Here is an 18,795-nt window from a genome sequence, read left to right on the forward strand (position 1 = left end):
TTTAAACAGAAAAATGAAACAAGGTTTTAACAAAAAACGACCTTACAGAAAGGACAATACACCAAGGGGCCGTAAAGTAACCGTAGCAGAAAGCAACACATTACTGGCTTTCCTGTTTGAGTTGCTTAAAGAACAGAGTAAAAGTTCTGTGAAAGCTCTTTTGGCACACGGACAGATTTTAGTGAACGGAAACGTAACTACGCAGTTTGATGCTCCACTTGAGCCGGGCGACGAGGTTATGATTAGCTATGAGCGCGGAAAGGTTGCGTTCAACAATCCTCTGCTCAACATTGTGTGGGAAGACGAGTTTCTTATCGTTGTAAACAAGAAAGAAGGCTTGCTGTCAGTTTCAACACAAAAAGTAAGAGAGCGCACTGCATTCCACATCCTCAGCGATTATCTGAAGAAATCAGACCCGAGAAACAAATTGTTCGTCTTGCACCGTCTGGACCGCGATACTTCCGGACTGATGATGTTTGCCAAAACTCGTGCAGTGCAGGAAAAGATGCAGAGCAACTGGAATGATGTAATTACGGAACGTACTTACGTTGCAGTGGTTGAAGGCCGTCCGGAAAAAGACTTTGGATTGATAAACACTCAGCTGAAAGAAAACGACAAGGCAAGAGTGTATGTTGTGAATGACGGAGGAAAAGAATCCATAACAAGATATAAAGTGTTGCGCAGCAATGGCACCTACTCTCTTCTGGAACTTAATCTGGAAACAGGACGAAAGAATCAGATTAGAGCACAAATGGAATATATAGGTCATCCGATTGCCGGAGATTTCAAATATAATGCTGAAACTAGTCCGGCAGGAAGACTGATGCTTCACGCTCAGAAACTTTATTTTATCCATCCGGAAACAGGAGAAGAAATGTGCTTCGACACAAGAATTCCGGATTCTTTCAAATCGCTAACAAAATAAAAACTTTTCAAACTCATAATTAAAATGAAGAAACTCTTTTGCTTATTGACTTTTACGATTCTAGCTCTGACTGTTCAGGCTCAGATTCTGACTCCTGTAAAATGGAAGTTCTCATTGTCTGATTCGGAAACAGCAGAAAAGACTATCGTATTCAGTGCCGAAATCGACAAAGGATGGCACTTGTATGACATGAATTTGCCTGAAGGCGGACCAGTTTCAACATCATTTATCTTTGAAGATATAAAAGGAGCTGAACTTGTAGGAAAACCTACAGCTTCAAAAGAAGCGACTACTGTATATGACGAACAGTTCGCAATGGATTTGAGATGGTTTGCCAAGGAAGTGAAATTCTCACAGACCATCAAAATCACAGACCCTAAGAAATTCAAACTTGAAGGTGCAGTTGAGTTCATGGCTTGCAACGATGAGAATTGTCTTCCTCCGGAACAGGAAAGTTTCTCATTCGACAAAAGTAATATAAATGTAGAAAAGACTTTGGCTGCCATTTCAAACTCAGGAAAAACTCCTGCGGATGAAACACCTACAGTTGAACCAGAAACAGAAGAAAACAATGTAGCCAGCGTTGAATCTCCTGCAAGCCAGGAAGAGAATAAACCGGAAGTAACAACTTCAATAGAAGTTACATCTGCCAAAGAATTGTGGACTCCGGTAATCGAAGAGCTTAAAGCATTTGGCGACTCTACAGTTTCAGCAACAGATACAAGCTGGCTGTTCATCTTCTTCGCAGGATTCCTTGGTGGTTTGGTTGCATTGCTTACACCTTGTGTTTGGCCGATGATTCCTATGACTGTAAGTTTCTTCCTTAAGAGAACTAAAGACCGTTCAAAAGCTATACGTGATGCTTTGACTTACGGTATGTCTATCATTGTTATTTATCTTGTATTGGGATTGCTTATCACTGGTATATTCGGTGCGAGTGCATTGAATGACTTGTCAACAAATGCAATATTCAATATTATATTCTTTGGCTTGCTTGTCCTGTTTGCTGTTTCATTCTTCGGAGCATTCGAATTAGTATTGCCAGCTTCATGGACAAATAAGTTGGACAGCAAGGCTGATTCTACAACTGGTATTATCAGTATATTCTTCATGTCGTTCACTTTGGTGCTGGTTTCATTCTCTTGTACTGGTCCTATTATCGGAACATTGCTTGTGCAGGCTGCATCAATGGGAAGCAAAATTGGTCCGGCAATAGGAATGTTTGGTTTTGCTTTGGCATTGTCTATTCCATTCAGCTTGTTCGCAATCTTCCCTAATATGCTTCAGAGCATGCCAAAATCTGGTGGATGGTTGAACTCAGTTAAAGTTGTTCTTGGTTTCCTTGAATTGGCTTTGGCTTTGAAGTTCCTTTCTGTTGCGGATTTGGCTTACGGATGGAGATTGTTGGACCGCGAAGTATTCATCGTGCTTTGGATTGTAATATTTGCAATGCTTGGAATGTATTTGTTGGGCAAAATCAAATTCAGCCATGACAGTGAGCTGAAGTATGTTTCTGTTCCACGATTGTTCATGTCTATTATTTCTTTCGCATTCGCTATATATATGATTCCTGGTTTGTGGGGCGCACCGTTGAAAGCGATAAGCGCATTTGCTCCACCTTTGTACACTCAGGATTTCAACTTGTATGATGACGAAGTTCACGCTGCATTCGACGACTACGAAAGCGGTATGGAATATGCGAAGAAACAGAATAAGCCGGTAATTATCGACTTCTCAGGTTATGGTTGCGTAAACTGCCGTAAAATGGAAGCTTCAGTCTGGACTGATCCGAAAGTAAAAGACATTCTTGAAAAAGATTATGTTCTTATCACTTTGATGGTGGACGACAAGACAAAACTTCCTGAGCCTATCACAATCGAAGAAAATGGCAAGACACGTAAGCTGAGAACTATCGGTGACAAGTGGAGTTATCTGCAAAGAAGCAAGTTTGGAGCTAATGCTCAGCCTTTCTATGTTCTGTTGGATTCTGAAGGCAAACCGCTTGCTCCTTCATACGCTTTCGATGAGGATGTTGATAAATATATCCAGTTCCTGCAAGGCGGATTGAAGCAATTCAAAAGCAAATAACATATCAGTAACGAGTTGACAAGGTAACAAGTTGACGAGAATTTAATATAATAAAAGGCACGAATTAGAAGTAACAATAGAGTTTACTAATTCGTGCCTTTAACCTATACATAATATTATCATGAGTACAAGACAGGAAAAAATGGAAGCCTTCGGGCAATTACTTGATGTATTGGACGAATTGCGAGTTAAATGTCCATGGGACCGCGAGCAGACAAACGAAAGTCTGAGAACAAACACTATCGAAGAAACTTTCGAACTCTGCGAAGCTCTTATGAATGAAGACAACACAAACATAAAGAAAGAACTTGGCGACTTATTGCTGCATATTGTCTTCTATGCTAAGATTGGAGAAGAGAAAAATGCCTTTGATATTAAAGATGTTTGTGACAGCCTTTGCCAGAAACTGATATATCGCCATCCACACGTTTTCGGCGACGTTGAAGCTAAAACAGCAGGAAAGGTTGAACAGAACTGGGAAGAACTTAAGCTAAAAGAAAAAGGCGGAAACAAAACTGTTCTCGAAGGTGTAGCAAAACATTTACCTTCTTTGGTAAAAGCCCACAGAATACAGGATAAAGCACGTAACGTAGGTTTCGACTGGGAAAAGAAAGAAGACGTATGGGACAAAGTAAATGAAGAATTAAACGAGCTTAAAGCAGAAATCAACAATATGGATTCCGACAAAATGGAAGCAGAATTCGGAGATTTCTTCTTCAGCATAATCAATGCGGCACGTCTATACAAGATAAATCCTGACAATGCCTTGGAAAGAACTAATCAGAAATTCATACGCAGATTCAACTACGTTGAAGAACACACAATAAAGCAAGGAAAATCTCTGAAAGAAATGTCTCTTCAAGAAATGGATAAACTTTGGAACGAAGCCAAAGCGAAAGGGCTATAAAAACAAAAGGGGAACCGACATCCCGTCGCTACCCCTCCCTTAACTTAAACGCCAAAACTAAATCTAAACAAAAAACACAAATAATGATAATATATTTTTATAACATAATTGTAATCTTATTTTTTGTCTCCTGATGAAAAGAAACTACGAGCAAATTTAAATTCCGCTGAACGGTATTTATATAACTTTTCAGGGGAAAGAATTTTACTAAATTTTCCGTAATATTCTTTTTCAAGTTGAGCTTCTTTCAATTTTACATCCAAGCACACTTGAATCACCTTGTTGTAATCTTCATCAGAAACTTTTTCTTTGTGTCGTACACTCTTATAAAGTTTTTTACATTCACGGCTATTCTCAAATTTCTTTCTTTCAAATTCTTCTGTTAGAGGAATGAAAGCAGCTGCTTCATCTGGTGTCAATTTCAGTTCAGCTGTTATAAAAGCATTTTTCTTAGCCTGAAATGTTTCTTTATCAAAGTGAGACTGTTGTTTTTTATCCTGTGCGCTCACTGATATTGTAAACAACATTGACAACGCCGCAAATATAGAAATAAATATTTTATTCATAAAAAATTTTATAAACTTTTTTTGTTGATTTTGATATAAATCTTTGTTTATTGTCCGATAATACTTTCAGATATCAAATTCTTCAAATATTGTTCTTCCTGAAACTCCATATATTCCTTATCAATATCTGATATAGAATCTTCCTGATTCAGAACATCCTCACTCTGTTTCTCCACCATAAGTTGTTTGGACTGTTCGTCATAATCTTTTGGCATAACGGTTTTAAAGAAAAAGCCTAGTCCAACAAAAACGGCAGCCAAATACAACAAAGGACGCAAGCGATCCCACATGGTAACAGATACTGGCTCTGTTTCCTCTACCTCCTTCTCAGGCAAATTCTGCATGATATTGTTTGTCAAATCATCAAAATAGCCTTCAGGAACTTTGAAAGGTTCTTTATCCTTCAATTGTTCTAATATATTCTGCTTTGTCTTCATAGCTATCACGTTTATTGCTTAGACAAATATTGTATCAATAGGTTTAAACGTCTGATGTTAAAAACTCCTCTATTTTTTTCACTGCATGATGATATGATGCCTTCAGTGCACCCACCGAAGTTCCAAGAATCTCCGACATATCATCATATTTCATATCCTCATAATATTTCATCTGAAAGACTAATCTTTGTTTTTCCGGCAAGCGAAGGATTGCTTCCTGTAATTTAAGTTGTATATCATCTCCATCAAAATATTCATCTCCCTTCAAGCGCTCCAGCAAATAAATGTCTGTATCATCTATCGAAACATTATTCAACGTACGTTGTTTATTCAGGAATGTAATACATTCATTTATTGCTATACGATAAAGCCAAGTAGATAATTTAGCCTCACCCCTGAAATATGAAAGATTTGTCCAGGCTTTCATAAATGTATTCTGCAACAAATCATTTGCATCATCATGGGCCAAAACCATCTTTCGGATTTGCCAATACAATTTCTCTCCATAATGAGAAACAACCTCGGCAAAAGCTTTGCGTTGTTCCGACGGATTATGGAGACGAGCCACTATGTCTTCTTCTGAATATTCCGTTAGCATATGATTTCTTTATGAGGTGAAAATAAGAAAAAGGATGTATCAAAATTCTGAACAGATTCTTTTGACACATCCGTAAATTTCTTCTATCATACTTGAGTGCCCAGAACAGGACTCGAACCTGCACAACCGCAAAGTCACTCGCACCTGAAACGAGCGCGTCTACCATTCCGCCACCTGGGCAAAAGCTTAACTCCTATTTTAACTCCTATTTTGTAAGCTATGCAAAGTTATACATTATTTTATTGTATACAAATTTATCTACGTTTTTATAGTAGAAACAACACTAATGTTATTAAACGAAAAAAACGGTCGCCTTCGACAATCGAAAGCAACCGTTTTTTATTATCTGTAGTCTAATACCTAATTTTCTTTTCGGAATTACATCATTCCGCCCATACCGCCCATTCCTGGGTTCATTGCAGGAGCTGCAGGAGTTTCTTCTTTCTTGTCAGCGATTACGCATTCAGTTGTCAAGAACATACCTGCGATTGAAGCTGCATTTTCCAAAGCAACACGAGTTACTTTAGCTGGGTCGATTACACCTGCTTCACACAAGTTTTCGAAGCAGTCCTTACGAGCGTTGTAACCGAAGTCGCCTTTACCTTCTTTAACGCGCTGAACGATAACTGCACCTTCTTTACCAGCGTTAGCAACAATCTGACGCAATGGTTCTTCGATTGCACGTTTAACGATTTCGATACCAGTTGTTTCGTCTTCGTTTTCACCCTTCATGCCATCCAAAGCAGCGATTGCACGGATGTAAGCAACACCACCACCAGGAACTGTACCTTCTTCGATAGCAGCACGAGTTGCATGCAAAGCATCGTCAACACGGTCTTTCTTTTCTTTCATTTCAACTTCAGATGGAGCACCAACGTAAAGAACTGCTACGCCGCCTGCCATCTTAGCCAAACGTTCCTGAAGTTTTTCTTTATCATAGTCAGATGTTGTATTTTCCATCTGAATCTTGATCTGAGCGATACGAGCCTGGATAGCATCTTTGTCACCAGCACCGTTAACGATTGTAGTGTTATCTTTGTTAACAACAATCTTTTCAGCTGTACCAAGCATATCCATTGTAGCACCTTCCAATTTCAAACCTTTTTCTTCTGAAATTACAGTACCACCTGTCAACACTGCGATATCTTCCAACATTGCTTTACGACGGTCACCGAAGCCTGGAGCCTTAACAGCACAGATCTTCAAAGAACCACGCAAGCGGTTAACTACCAATGTAGCCAAAGCTTCGCTATCGATATCTTCAGCGATAATCAACAATGGACGGCCGCTCTGAACTGTTGGTTCAAGGATTGGAAGCAAGTCTTTCAATACAGAAATCTTCTTGTCATAAATCAAGACATATGGATTTTCCATCTGGCATTCCATTTTTTCTGTATCTGTTACGAAGTATGGAGAGATATAACCACGGTCGAACTGCATACCTTCTACTACGTCAACTGTAGTTTCAGTACCTTTAGCTTCTTCAACTGTGATAACACCTTCTTTCTTAACTTTCTGCATTGCTTCAGCGATCAATTTACCGATAGCTTCGTCACCGTTAGCAGAGATTTTAGCAACGTGTTCGATCTTTTCAAACTTGTCACCTACTTCTTCAGCCTGGTCTGCGATGCTTTCAACAACTTTAGCAACAGCTTTATCGATACCACGTTTCAAATCCATTGGATTTGCACCAGCAGTTACGTTCTTCAAACCAACACCGATGATAGCCTGAGCCAAAACTGTAGCAGTTGTTGTACCGTCACCTGCGTTATCATTAGTTTTAGATGCAACTTCGCGAACCAACTGTGCGCCCATGTTTGCAAACGGATCAGCCAATTCTACTTCTTTAGCAACTGAAACACCGTCTTTTGTGATGTGAGGAGCACCGAATTTCTTTTCGATGATTACATTGCGACCTTTAGGGCCTAATGTCACTTTCACTGCATTTGCCAATTCATCAACGCCTTTTTTCAAAAGGTCGCGGGCATCCATATTATATTTTATATCTTTAGCCATTTTCTTAAGTTTTTAAGTTTGTTAGTTTTTGAGTTTTAAAGATTAGATAATAGCGAAAATGTCAGACTGACGCATCATCAAGTACTTTTCACCTTCGAATTCGATTTCTGTACCTGCGTATTTGCCATACAAAACATTGTCACCTACTTTAACAACCATTTCTTCATCTTTTGTTCCGTTACCTACAGCAACAACTTCGCCTTTTAATGGTTTTTCTTTTGCTGAATCCGGAATGATGATTCCGCCTAAAGTCTTTTCTTCTGCGGCAGCCGGTTTAACCAATACACGGTCTGCTAATGGTTTAATATTCATGATCTATATAATTTAAGTGTTATTAATTACTTATTTTGTTTTATACATGCGAGTTTATTTTTTCTGAAACTCACGCTTATCTTATAGCGAATAGCGTGCCAAACTTATTCAAAGGCATCTTTCTGCCAATATTTCAGAAGAATCGTGACGCATTGCCGAATGTTTGCGACATTGTGACAGATTAAACATGACAAACTATGGCAAAGCCCCTAAAAAGCATAAACTATTACAAGGAATATGTTCAAAATAATATGGCCAGGAACAGAGAAAAACAGACATTTTATAACACACTATATTTCAAGCTATTACATTTTCACGATTTTTTCAGCCTCTGAAAAAAGTTTTTCATATATTATGAAAATAAATTTTCATCAGCATGAAAAAGTTTTTCCATATATTATGAAAATCTTTTTCCACATATTATGAAAAAAATATTCCATCAGCATAAAAATCCTGATATATAAAAAAAGAAAAGCTGGAATATTCGGGAGATAAGTCGAATATTCCAGCTTTATATATAAAGTTGACAAGGAGTCAGAGACAAGTTGACAAGGAATAGAAAATATTTTATCCTATACGTTCAATCAATTCTTCCAATGAAAGAAGTGACTGTTCGCCAGTAATCATATTTTTCAGATTAATCTTTCCTTCTGCCATTTCAGTTTCACCAACGATTGCTACGAAAGGAATTTTCTTTGTGTCGGCATATCCCATCTGCTTTTTCATTTTTGCAGATTCAGGATATAATTCAGTTCTGATTCCTGCGGCACGTACCTTTGCTACCAATGGCAAAAGATATGCTTCCTCAGTTGCTCCGAAGTTTACGAACAGAAGCTGAGTTGTCTGCAACGCATCTTTCGGATATAAATCCAACTGGTTAAGAACGTCGTAAATTCTGTCAGCTCCAAACGAAATACCAACACCAGAAACTCCATCCATACCGAACACTCCTGTAAGATTGTCATATCGGCCGCCACCTGTGATACTTCCAATCTGAACATCCAAAGCTTTCACTTCGAAAATTGCTCCAGTATAATAATTCAAGCCACGAGCCAAAGTAAGGTCAAGTTCAAGTTCTGCACGCAAAGTGAATTTCTCGATTCGGTCAAGGATAAATTCCATTTCCTCGATACCCTTCAAACCAGTTTCAGAAGTAGCAAGAACTTCTTTCAGTGAAGCAATTTTCTCACGGTTAGTTCCGCTAAGCATAATAACCGGTTGAAGTTTTTCGATAGCCTCATCGCTCAAGCCTTTGCTGCGAAGTTCGTCATTCACTTTGTCAAGACCAATCTTGTCGAGCTTGTCGATAGCAACTGTAATATCCACAATCTTATCGGCAGCACCAAGGATTTCGGCAATACCGGAAAGAATCTTGCGGTTGTTCATCTTAATGCAAACGCGAATTCCGAAACGGTGGAACACTTCGTCCATAATCTGGATAAGTTCCACTTCGTTAATCAATGAATCAGAACCTACAACGTCGCCATCGCACTGATAAAACTCACGATAACGTCCTTTCTGCGGACGGTCGGCACGCCAAACCGGCTGAATCTGATAACGCTTGAACGGGAAAGTAATCTCGTTGCGGTGCTGCACAACGAAGCGGGCAAAAGGCACAGTCAAATCATAGCGCAAACCCTTTTCGCAAGCTTTGGCTGCAAATTTCACCGGATTCTTCTCTGCAAGTTCTTCTTCAGTAATACCGGAAAAACAATCTCCGGAATTCAGAATCTTAAACAGAAGTTTATCTCCTTCCTCGCCATATTTTCCCATCAGTGTTGAAAGATTCTCCATTGCCGGAGTTTCAATCTGCTGGAAACCGTAAAGGTGATAAACTTCTCTGATAGTATTGAATATATAATTACGTTTCGCCATTTCCTCAGGCGAAAAATCTCTTGTTCCTTTAGGTATTGAAGGCTTCTGCATATCTTTATTAATTATTTTCTGTTATTCTGCGCACAAAGGTAAGATAAATCCGTAACTTTTCTGATAATTCTATTGTCATTTTATTTTCTAATCCATATATTTGTAAAGTCTGTGTAAACAGAACACCTTGAGTTTAATATAAACAATTTGTATAACCAACTAATCAAAAAAAACCATGACAACTCGTAGAGATTTTCTTCGTCAGGCTTCGCTTCTTGGAGCTGGTTTAACTTTCAGCCCGTTCCTTATTCAGGCTGGCAACAGTGTAAGTGCTAATGACAAAATCCATGTAGGACTTATTGGATGCAACGGTATGGGATTCGAAGATTTGAAAGCATTCCTGCGTAATCCTGAAGTAGAATGTGTAGCATTATGCGATATCGACGATAACGTATTGCAAAACAGAGCTGCTGAAACAGAAAAGATTTCCGGAAAGAAAGTAAAACATTTATATAAAGACTGGAGAAAAGTAATCGACAACAAAGATATTGACGTTGTTATCGTAGGTACTCCGGACCATTGGCATTGTCTTCAGGCAGTTTACGCTTGCCAGGCAGGCAAAGATGTATATTGCGAAAAACCTCTTGGAAACAGTATTGAGGAATGTAATATAATGGTTCGTGCCGCACAAAAATACAACAGAGTTGTCCAGGTTGGCCAGTGGCAGAGAAGCGATCCTCACTGGCAGGATGCGATGGCATTCGTTCACAGTGGTAAATTAGGTAAAATCCGCACAGTGCGCGTGTTCTCATATCAGGGCTGGTGTCCTTCAATCCCTGTAAAACCGGACCAAGCTGTTCCTGCCGGAGTTGATTATGACATGTGGCTGGGCCCGGCACCGGAACGCAAGTTCAATCCTAACCGTTTCCACTTCACATGGCGCTGGTTCTGGGATTATGCCGGAGGTTTGATGACAGACTGGGGCGTTCACCTTCTCGACTATGCATTGTATGGAATGAATGTTACGGCTCCAAACAGCGTTATGGCTTCGGGTGGTAAGTTCGGTTATCCTGATGATGCTTGCGAAACTCCGGATTTACTTCAGACAATCTACACATTCGATGGCTTCACTGTTCTTTGGGACCATGCAATCGGTATCGACGATGGTGCATACGGACGTAATCACGGCCTTGGTTTCGTTGGCGAAAACGGAACATTGGTTGTTGACCGCGGCGGATGGGAAGTTATTCCTGAAAAGGTAAACGGCAAACCAAGAATGGAAGCTGTTCCTTTGAAGAAAGCTTATGGCGAAGGCGGCTTGAATCTTCACGTAAAGAATCATTTGGAATGCATCAAGAGCAGAAACCGCAACTGCAACGCAAGTATTGAAATCGGTGCTCACATCGCCAAATTCTCACAACTTGGAAATATTGCATACCGCACAGGCAAGAAACTAAGCTGGGACGGCAAGACATTCAATGATGCTGAAGCTGATGCTTTGTTGTGCAAACAGTATAGAGCACCTTGGGAATTGCCAAAGATTTGATTCAGTAATCCATGATAAATAAAAAATACAGGCAAAGTTTCAATGAATCTACAATCAGAAACTTTTGCCTGTATTTTTTATATTAACGTCTTTAAAATTACAAATGCAAATAATCTTTCAACGTATTAACGTAATCTTCGAAAGCCTTGCGTCCTTTGTCTGTCATCCGGCAAGTGGTGCGAGGCTTTTTCCCTGAAAAACCTTTTTCTATCTCGATATATCCTGCCGTAGTAAGCTTTTCAAGCTGTACACTAAGGTTTCCCGCCGTAGCATTTGTCTTTTCCTTTATAAAGACAAAATCAGCTTCCTCGACAGACATCAGGATAGAAACTATAGCCAACCGCAATTGGGAATGCAACAACGGATCTAACTCTTTCAACATAATTCTTTTGCTTTATGATTTACAACATGGCCCGGAATTATCATCACAAATATAAATGAAAGGGCAAAAAGCAGGAGCATCATATCATCCATTCCTTTCGACGGAACATAATAGAACATATAAATTCCTGCCAAAAAGCCCAGATAACTTGTATTGAATATTTTTTCCTTCAAAACAACTCCTGTAACACAAGAGCCCAAAGATATAACAATCAGAACAAATGCCGGTACAATACTGCAATCTTTAAACACAATCATGCTCATCAGCAATATCAAAACGGTTGACACTGTTCCCATTACTTTCCATATTGCCTCTATTATACGGTCGCTATATGTAGTTACATTATTTTCTCCGTCCTTGGATTTATAATAGTATGCAACCGGAAATCCTATAACTGGAATAATAAAGAACAGGTAATATGAATATGCCGACTGTGTCAACATTAGCGACAAATAAACTAACAAGGTTGTCAGCACCGTCAGATATCCCCACAAAAGGAACTGGTTTCCATCGCCTACTTTCAAATTGCGCTTCGTTGTCTGTATCATTGAAGTTATCAACTCCAAACTTTCTTTTTCTGTAAACTTGACGTTTTTCATAATCGAATTAATTTAAATGTTCCTTACTAAAGTAGTTTATTTTATAAACCATGCATGGATTAAAAAAGTGCAAAAGAACTGCGCATTATTCCTTTGCACATCGCAAATATAAAGAGGTTTATTTTATAAACCAAATATTATTGTGCTTTTTTACAAGAAACAAGGCTACAGATACAAGTTTATGAGAAAAATAACTTGTATCTGTAGCCTTGTCCCCTTGTCAACTTACTCCTACTGATTATCTCCAATAATCATCCCGCTACCATAACAAAGATGATGATCCTTGTCATAAATCACTCCATATTGTCCAGGAGCAATTCCTTGAATTTTATCATCACTTTCGATACGGTAAAGGTCACCGATACGGCGTATATAACCATGAGTAAATTCCGGAGTGTGACGGATTTTGAATGTTATTTCCTTTGCATCATCAAACTCGCCCCAAGGATCTTCAGTTATGAAATCAAAACCTTGAAGGTTTACAGTCTTTCCGTATTGTGTTTCCGGATCATATCCGTTGGATACATATATTATATTACGCTTTATATCTTTCTTGATAACGAACCACGGACCGCCGCTCAAGCCCAAACCTTTGCGCTGACCGATAGTGTGGAACCAATATCCGTTGTGCTTGCCGAGAACCTTTCCTGTTTCAAGCTCGATTATTTTTCCGGTGCGGCGTCCCAGATAACGCTCAATAAAATCATTGTAATTGATTTTACCGAGAAAACAAATTCCCTGACTGTCTTTTCTCTTTGCGCTAGGCAATTTCTGAGCCTCGGCAATAGCGCGCACTTCGCTTTTCATCAGATGTCCGATAGGAAACATCAGTTTCTGAATCTGCAAACGAGTGATTTGTCCAAGGAAGTCAGTCTGGTCTTTCACCGGGTCTTTAGCTGTTGAAAGCCACACTTTACCGTCAATCTCAGTTGTTGTGGCATAATGTCCGGTTGCAATCTTATCGAAATCCTTTCCCCACTTTTCTTCGAAGCAACCAAACTTTATAAACTTATTGCACATCATATCCGGGTTTGGAGTCAGACCACGCTTCACTGATTCGATAGTGTAGCTGACAACTTTCTCCCAATATTCATCATGCAAGGAAACCTGCTCAAAACGGCAACCATATTTCTTGGCGATATATGAAGTTATTTCAATATCTTCCTCAGCCGGACAATCAATATATCCGTCTTTATCTTCCATACCGATACGGATGTAGAAGATTGTCGGGTCATAACCCGCCTCCTTTAACTGATGAACAACAACAGAGCTGTCCACTCCACCTGATACTAATGCTGCTATTTCCATAAATCTTTATCCTTTCGTCTGCAAAGTTACATATTATCCCTGAATTAGGAAGTATATTAGAAGTTCATAGAAGCATAAATGCCACAGTGTCCGTTTCCGGCAACCGGACTGATAGTAAGATTATGCTTTTTTGCAAAAGGTCTTGTAAATATATATGAACTGCCAACGCCAATCACGGCTCCCGCAGCCACATCCCACCAGTCGTGTTTCTTTCCGTAAACGCGGCTCCAGCCGACATAAGTGGAAAGCAAATATGCCGGAACTCCCCATTTCCATCCGTAACGTCGCTGTATGAATGCTGCTCCGGCAAAAGAAACAGAAGTGTGCATTGAAGGGAAAGACTGGAAATCACTCCTGTCCGGACGCTGCTTATCAACTATTAATTTCAGAGCATAAGTAACACCAACCGTTGTCACACCAGCCAAAGCTCCTTGCTTTAATCCTTCCCAATCCTGAAGGGCAAGAACAGTGGCAAGACTGGCAACCGGAGTAACAAACACCAACACATCTCCCGATGTGCGCACAGCCTTCCTGGCTCCGGTAACCTGTATTTCTTGTGCCGTCACCGAAAAGCCACAGATAATAAGCATTAATGATAATAAAATTTGCCTCATTGATAATGTATTTATAATTGAAGTTGACAAGACTACAGATACGAGTTGACAAGGATTATATTCTATGCTAAATAAGCGCAAGTATTTTAGGAATAAAAATAATCAATCCTACTGTTGCAGCAGCAATAGCCAGAATAAGAACCGCTCCTGCGGCAAGATCTTTAGCTTTCTTTATTGCCTCATTATAGCCGGGCGACACAAGATCGCACAACGCCTCGATTGAGGAATTGACAGCCTCAGCAGCCAAAACCATTCCTATGGCAACCGAAACAGCTATCCACTCGTAACTTTCTATATCCAGCAAAAAGCCCAAAACGATAACACATACAGCTGCAAAACAATGTATCCATGCATTATGTTCATTCCGGATAAGCATATATATGCCATTGAAAGCATAGGTAAAGCTTTTCAACCGCTTTTTCAAGGTGAAACCTTTATTGTCCATAAACAAAGAGAGTTGAAAGATTAAAGTTGACAAGGCAACAGAAACAAGTTGACAAGGTAACAAGAGTTAGTGTTTCTATCTTGTCAACTCGTCCCTGAAGCCTTGTCAACTATCCTAGTGTTTTATAATCATCAGCGAGAAATAAGGGAAAACCTTGCTTATCAGTTCTTCCTTATCAGTTGTATAATATTCTCTTTCCGGCAATGATGCGTTTTCAATATAATGATAATTCAGCTCCGGATGATTTACTATATATTCTTTCACTACATCCTGGCATTTCGACAGTTTCATAATCACAACAGTATGGTTTGTTGCAAAATAACTGTCCAACTCTTCTGCTGTAACATTTCCCGGAACAACAACCAGACGTTCATCCTGTTCCACCATTTGCAACTGCGCACATGCTCCGGCAGCAATAAAGGAAGGAACACCACTTATCTGAGATACGGGAATATTCATCTCCTTAAGGAAATCCATAATATAATGAGTTGATGCATAAATGCCGGCATCACCCTCAACAGCCACAACAATACGTTTTTCCTGCAATGAAAATTCGTTTATTTCATCGGCTATGGCTCTATATATTTCTAAAGCTTTAGTACGGTCTCTTTCCATCGGAACGATAAACAGACGGATACATTTCTTCAAACCAAGGTCGCATATCAAATCATTAGTACGTGAAATCACATTGCCATCCTTGTTTTTAGTAGCCGGACAAAATATAATATCTGCATCAGAAAGTCTTCTAAGTGCCTTCATTGTAATATAGTCCACATATCCGGGACCGAGGGAAACAAACGAAACTGTTTTGCTCATAATTGTTGGTTCTTTTATATTTTCATAGTGCAAAAATCAGTAAAATAACTAAATGAAACAAGATAAAACCGATTATCTTTTAATAAGAGAGAACACGCTTCGGGAAAGCAAAATCAAAAACAAGTTTTTTTTCCTATCTTTGCCATCAATAAAAAACACATCAATGAAGAATCTATGGTTTGCATCCATGCTGTTTGCATTTTTAGGTCTAATTGGTTGCCAGGAAAAAACAAACTCCACTAGCGGACAGCATAATACAGTTATATCAGATACATCATCTGTCAGAATTTCTCCTTCTTACGCAAAAGGATTCAAAGTGTCGTATCCAAGTAATGGAGTCAGACTTGTTGATATCCAGGACCCGCAAGGAAAGCAAGGCGGGACATATCACTATGCTCTTGTGAACAAAGGTGCCGGCACTAATAATATTCCAAGTGAATATACAGTGATTGAAGTCCCTATCAAAAAGACTATTTGCATGACTTCTCTCCAGCTTTCCAACTTCATAAAATTGGGTGCTTTGGATTTTGTGGCAGGAATCACCAGCACCAGACATCTTTTCAACGAAGAAATGCAGGAAAGACTGAAAACGGGAAAAACTGCAAAAATAGGAATTGAAGGGAATTTCGACAATGAAATTATTATAGCTGCCAATCCGGATGTTATCCTTATCTCTCCTTTCAAACGTGGAGGATATGACGCTCTGAAGGAAGTCGGCATTCCTCTGATTCCTCATCTTGGATATAAGGAGATGACTCCTCTGGGTCAGGCAGAATGGATAAAATTTGTCGGTATGCTCACCGGAATAGAGGAAAAAGCAAACAAAAGTTTCGAAGCTATAGAAAAGCGATATAATGAACTGATGGCTCTTTCACGCAGTGTTGACAAACGTCCTGTCGTATTCAGCGGTGAGATTAGAGGCGGAAACTGGTATGCTGTTGGCGGACAAAGTTTCCTTGCCCAGCTATTTGAAGATGCCGGTGCCGATTATTTTCTGAAAGATGACCCACGTTCCGGCGGTGTTACTCTCGATTTCGAAACAGTTTACAGCCAGGCTGCTCATGCCGACTACTGGAGAATCGTAAACAGTTTCCACGGCGACTTCTCTTATGATGTTCTCAAAGACGAAGACCCTAGATATTCTGATTTCGACGCTTTCAACAACAGGAAGATTATATATTGTAATATGAGACTTATCCCGTTCTATGAAAGTATGCCGACAGAACCGGAAATCGTGCTTGCCGACCTTATAAAGATTTTCCACCCGGACTTGCTTCCGGAGCATCAGCCTAAGTATTATACACTTCTCAAATAAACGGTTATGAGCAGGAAAGTCGTCATTTACATGCTTCTTATCACAGCATCAATATTTTTCTTTTTCTGCCTGAATCTGCTTTTGGGTTCAGTTTCCATTCCATTCCGTTCGATTTGGAATATTCTTTGGGGCAGCGGAGATTCTCCGGTAATTTGGGAGAATATTGTTTGGAAATCCAGAGTTCCGCAAGCTCTTACTGCATTGGTTGCCGGAGCCGGATTGTCAGTCAGCGGATTACAGATGCAGACTGTTTTCCATAATCCTCTTGCCGGACCGTCGGTTCTTGGTATCAGTTCCGGTGCTAGTATGGGAGTTGCCTTTGTTGTTCTGCTTTCAGGTAGTATCGGAGGTGTTGCCCTCAGCAGCATAGGTGTTATTGGAGAAGTGGCGCTCACGATAGCGGCAATCATTGGTTCGCTGTCCGTAATGGCGCTGATAGTTTTCGTGTCGCAAAAGGTACACGGAAATGTAACCCTTCTTATTATCGGTGTGATGATTGGATACGTAGCAAACGCTGTAATCGGAGTTCTGAAATATTTCAGTGTGGAAGAAGATATCAGAGCTTACGTAATCTGGGGTTTGGGCAGCTTTGCCCGTGTTTCCGGAGACCAGATGAATCTTTTCATCTGCCTTATGGCAATACTTCTTCCATTGTCATTCTTATTAATTAAAACAATGAATCTGCTATTGCTCGGAGAGTCGTATGCACGAAATCTCGGTCTTAATATCAAGCGGGCAAGACTTATGGTAATCGGTAGTGCCGGTATTCTCACGGCTATAGTCACTGCTTATTGTGGACCTATCTCCTTCCTCGGACTTGCAGTTCCACATTTGTGCAGAGGAATATTCCAGACATCAGACCATCGTATTCTTATGCCTGCATCACTTCTTGTCGGGGCATCACTTGCGCTGGTATGCAATCTTATTGCCCGTATGCCGGGATTCGAAGGAGCATTGCCGGTCAACTCCGTAACTGCACTTATCGGAGCACCGGTTGTTATGTCAGTATTGTTCAACAAGCGTAAAGAATCTATACAGGAATGAAACAGGCTGCCATAAAACTAAGAAATCTCACTACCGGCTATTCAACTAAGAACAGCACAAAAATAGTAGCCGACAAAATAAACGCTTCTATCTACAGTGGCGAACTGACTTGCCTTTTGGGTTCCAACGGAGCCGGCAAATCAACTTTGCTACGCACTCTCTCAGCCTTTCTTCCTGCAATATCCGGAGATGTGGAAATTCTTGGGAAAAGTCTTTCCCTTTATTCGGACAAGCAGTTGGCACGCATCATCGGTGTAGTTCTCACCGAACGATGCAATATCCGCAATATGTCAGTCATAGAACTTATCGGTTTGGGCAGAAGTCCGTACACCGGCTTTTGGGGAACTTTGGATAAAAAAGACCGTGAAATTGTTGACGAAGCTATCACTCAGGTTGGAATCGAAAGTCTGCGCAACCGCATGGTGCATACTCTAAGCGATGGCGAACGCCAAAAGGTGATGATTGCGAAAGCCCTTGCACAGCAAACTCCGGTGATTTTCCTCGACGAGCCTACTGCTTTCCTTGATTTCCCTAGCAAGGTGGAAATGATGCAACTCCTGCATCACCTCTCCCGCACTCTGAACAAAACTATTTTCCTTTCCACTCACGACCTGGAACTAGCTCTTCAGATTGCCGACAAAATTTGGCTGATGGATAAAGAACGTGGCATTGCCATAGGAACACCCGAAGACCTTTCCCTCAGCGGTAAATTAAGTTCTTTCTTCTCCCGCAAAGGAATTTCATTTGATATGGAAAGCGGACTTTTCCGTATCGACAATGATTTCAACCGGGAGCTGCGCCTCGTAGGCTATGGCTGCAAATATTCAATGGTTAGAAAAGCTCTGCAAAGAAACGGAATCAAAGCTGATCGACACATCGATTCCAAAGCATTCATCGAATGTGGCAATATGGAATCGGATTGTTTTGTGTGGCATCCGGAAAGTGGGGAGGAACTAAAGGTTAGGAGCATTGAGGAGCTTTTGGAAGTGGTTTTAAGGGGATAAAACACAG

At 40.1% G+C, this 18,795-nt stretch carries 19 protein-coding genes and 1 tRNA gene; 7 read left to right on the forward strand and 13 right to left on the reverse strand.

What is annotated here, in order from left to right:
• Positions 1-13: 13 nt before the first annotated feature.
• The 3 genes from ACYIAR_RS06980 (at position 14) to mazG (ending at position 3,920) form a co-directional block, all read left to right on the forward strand.
• Positions 14-925, forward strand: coding sequence for an RluA family pseudouridine synthase (locus tag ACYIAR_RS06980; RefSeq protein WP_480332983.1), 912 nt, complete (start codon positions 14-16; stop codon positions 923-925).
• Between the two features lie 24 nt (positions 926-949).
• Positions 950-3,013 carry a protein-disulfide reductase DsbD family protein gene (locus ACYIAR_RS06985; protein ID WP_480332985.1) on the forward strand — a complete coding sequence of 688 codons (2,064 nt, stop codon included), beginning with the start codon at positions 950-952 and terminating at the stop codon, positions 3,011-3,013.
• A 121-nt stretch (positions 3,014-3,134) separates the two neighbouring features.
• Positions 3,135-3,920 carry a nucleoside triphosphate pyrophosphohydrolase gene (gene mazG / locus ACYIAR_RS06990; protein ID WP_480332987.1) on the forward strand — a complete coding sequence of 262 codons (786 nt, stop codon included), beginning with the start codon at positions 3,135-3,137 and terminating at the stop codon, positions 3,918-3,920.
• A gap of 116 nt (positions 3,921-4,036) precedes the next feature.
• Here mazG and ACYIAR_RS06995 read toward each other — a convergent pair whose 3' ends face one another.
• The 7 genes from ACYIAR_RS06995 to hisS all read right to left on the reverse strand — a co-directional run bounded on the left by ACYIAR_RS06995 (position 4,037) and on the right by hisS (position 9,775).
• Positions 4,037-4,486: a hypothetical protein gene (locus ACYIAR_RS06995; RefSeq protein ID WP_480332989.1), complete on the reverse strand. Its 450-nt coding sequence runs from the start codon at positions 4,484-4,486 to the stop codon at positions 4,037-4,039.
• Positions 4,487-4,533: 47 nt separating this feature from the next.
• Positions 4,534-4,923, reverse strand: coding sequence for a hypothetical protein (locus tag ACYIAR_RS07000; protein ID WP_480332991.1), 390 nt, complete (start codon positions 4,921-4,923; stop codon positions 4,534-4,536).
• Between the two features lie 43 nt (positions 4,924-4,966).
• Positions 4,967-5,521 carry an RNA polymerase sigma factor gene (locus tag ACYIAR_RS07005; RefSeq protein WP_480332993.1) on the reverse strand — a complete coding sequence of 185 codons (555 nt, stop codon included), beginning with the start codon at positions 5,519-5,521 and terminating at the stop codon, positions 4,967-4,969.
• Positions 5,522-5,618: 97 nt separating this feature from the next.
• Positions 5,619-5,701, reverse strand: a tRNA-Leu gene (locus ACYIAR_RS07010).
• A 198-nt stretch (positions 5,702-5,899) separates the two neighbouring features.
• Positions 5,900-7,537, reverse strand: coding sequence for a chaperonin GroEL (gene groL, locus ACYIAR_RS07015; RefSeq protein WP_480332995.1), 1,638 nt, complete (start codon positions 7,535-7,537; stop codon positions 5,900-5,902).
• Positions 7,538-7,579: 42 nt separating this feature from the next.
• Positions 7,580-7,849, reverse strand: a complete 270-nt coding sequence (locus tag ACYIAR_RS07020; protein ID WP_480332997.1) for a co-chaperone GroES — start codon at positions 7,847-7,849, stop codon at positions 7,580-7,582.
• A gap of 567 nt (positions 7,850-8,416) precedes the next feature.
• On the reverse strand, positions 8,417-9,775 hold the full coding sequence (hisS, locus tag ACYIAR_RS07025; RefSeq protein ID WP_480332999.1) for a histidine--tRNA ligase: 1,359 nt from the start codon (positions 9,773-9,775) through the stop codon (positions 8,417-8,419).
• A 175-nt stretch (positions 9,776-9,950) separates the two neighbouring features.
• Here hisS and ACYIAR_RS07030 point away from each other — a divergent pair, with 175 nt between their 5' ends.
• Entirely contained in the window at positions 9,951-11,261 is a 1,311-nt protein-coding gene (locus tag ACYIAR_RS07030) for a Gfo/Idh/MocA family protein (RefSeq protein ID WP_480333001.1), read from the forward strand.
• A gap of 97 nt (positions 11,262-11,358) precedes the next feature.
• Here the strand turns inward: ACYIAR_RS07030 and ACYIAR_RS07035 are convergent, their stop codons facing one another.
• The 6 genes from ACYIAR_RS07035 to ACYIAR_RS07060 form a co-directional block, all read right to left on the reverse strand.
• Positions 11,359-11,643, reverse strand: a complete 285-nt coding sequence (locus ACYIAR_RS07035) for a winged helix-turn-helix domain-containing protein (protein WP_480333003.1) — start codon at positions 11,641-11,643, stop codon at positions 11,359-11,361.
• Positions 11,637-12,242 carry a hypothetical protein gene (locus ACYIAR_RS07040; RefSeq protein WP_480333005.1) on the reverse strand — a complete coding sequence of 202 codons (606 nt, stop codon included), beginning with the start codon at positions 12,240-12,242 and terminating at the stop codon, positions 11,637-11,639. The genes ACYIAR_RS07035 and ACYIAR_RS07040 overlap by 7 nt, the downstream gene beginning before the upstream one ends.
• A gap of 231 nt (positions 12,243-12,473) precedes the next feature.
• Positions 12,474-13,550, reverse strand: coding sequence for a tRNA 2-thiouridine(34) synthase MnmA (gene mnmA, locus ACYIAR_RS07045; RefSeq protein WP_480333007.1), 1,077 nt, complete (start codon positions 13,548-13,550; stop codon positions 12,474-12,476).
• Between the two features lie 56 nt (positions 13,551-13,606).
• A complete protein-coding gene (locus ACYIAR_RS07050) occupies positions 13,607-14,164 on the reverse strand; it encodes a phosphatase PAP2 family protein (protein WP_480333009.1) in 558 nt (185 codons plus the stop codon).
• A gap of 67 nt (positions 14,165-14,231) precedes the next feature.
• Entirely contained in the window at positions 14,232-14,609 is a 378-nt protein-coding gene (locus ACYIAR_RS07055) for a diacylglycerol kinase family protein (RefSeq protein WP_480333011.1), read from the reverse strand.
• 114 nt (positions 14,610-14,723) lie between these two features.
• On the reverse strand, positions 14,724-15,425 hold the full coding sequence (locus ACYIAR_RS07060) for a precorrin-2 C(20)-methyltransferase (RefSeq protein ID WP_480333013.1): 702 nt from the start codon (positions 15,423-15,425) through the stop codon (positions 14,724-14,726).
• A 163-nt stretch (positions 15,426-15,588) separates the two neighbouring features.
• Between ACYIAR_RS07060 and ACYIAR_RS07065 the strand changes: the two genes are divergently transcribed.
• From ACYIAR_RS07065 to ACYIAR_RS07075, 3 genes are read left to right on the forward strand one after another with little or no spacing between them, the layout of a single operon-like run.
• Positions 15,589-16,740, forward strand: coding sequence for an ABC transporter substrate-binding protein (locus ACYIAR_RS07065; protein WP_480333015.1), 1,152 nt, complete (start codon positions 15,589-15,591; stop codon positions 16,738-16,740).
• Between the two features lie 6 nt (positions 16,741-16,746).
• Positions 16,747-17,784 carry an iron chelate uptake ABC transporter family permease subunit gene (locus tag ACYIAR_RS07070; protein ID WP_480333017.1) on the forward strand — a complete coding sequence of 346 codons (1,038 nt, stop codon included), beginning with the start codon at positions 16,747-16,749 and terminating at the stop codon, positions 17,782-17,784.
• Positions 17,781-18,788, forward strand: a complete 1,008-nt coding sequence (locus ACYIAR_RS07075; RefSeq protein WP_480333019.1) for an ABC transporter ATP-binding protein — start codon at positions 17,781-17,783, stop codon at positions 18,786-18,788. The genes ACYIAR_RS07070 and ACYIAR_RS07075 overlap by 4 nt, the downstream gene beginning before the upstream one ends.
• The last annotated feature ends 7 nt before the right edge of the window (positions 18,789-18,795 follow it).

This window comes from Parabacteroides sp. KHUB-01 (assembly GCF_056640935.1).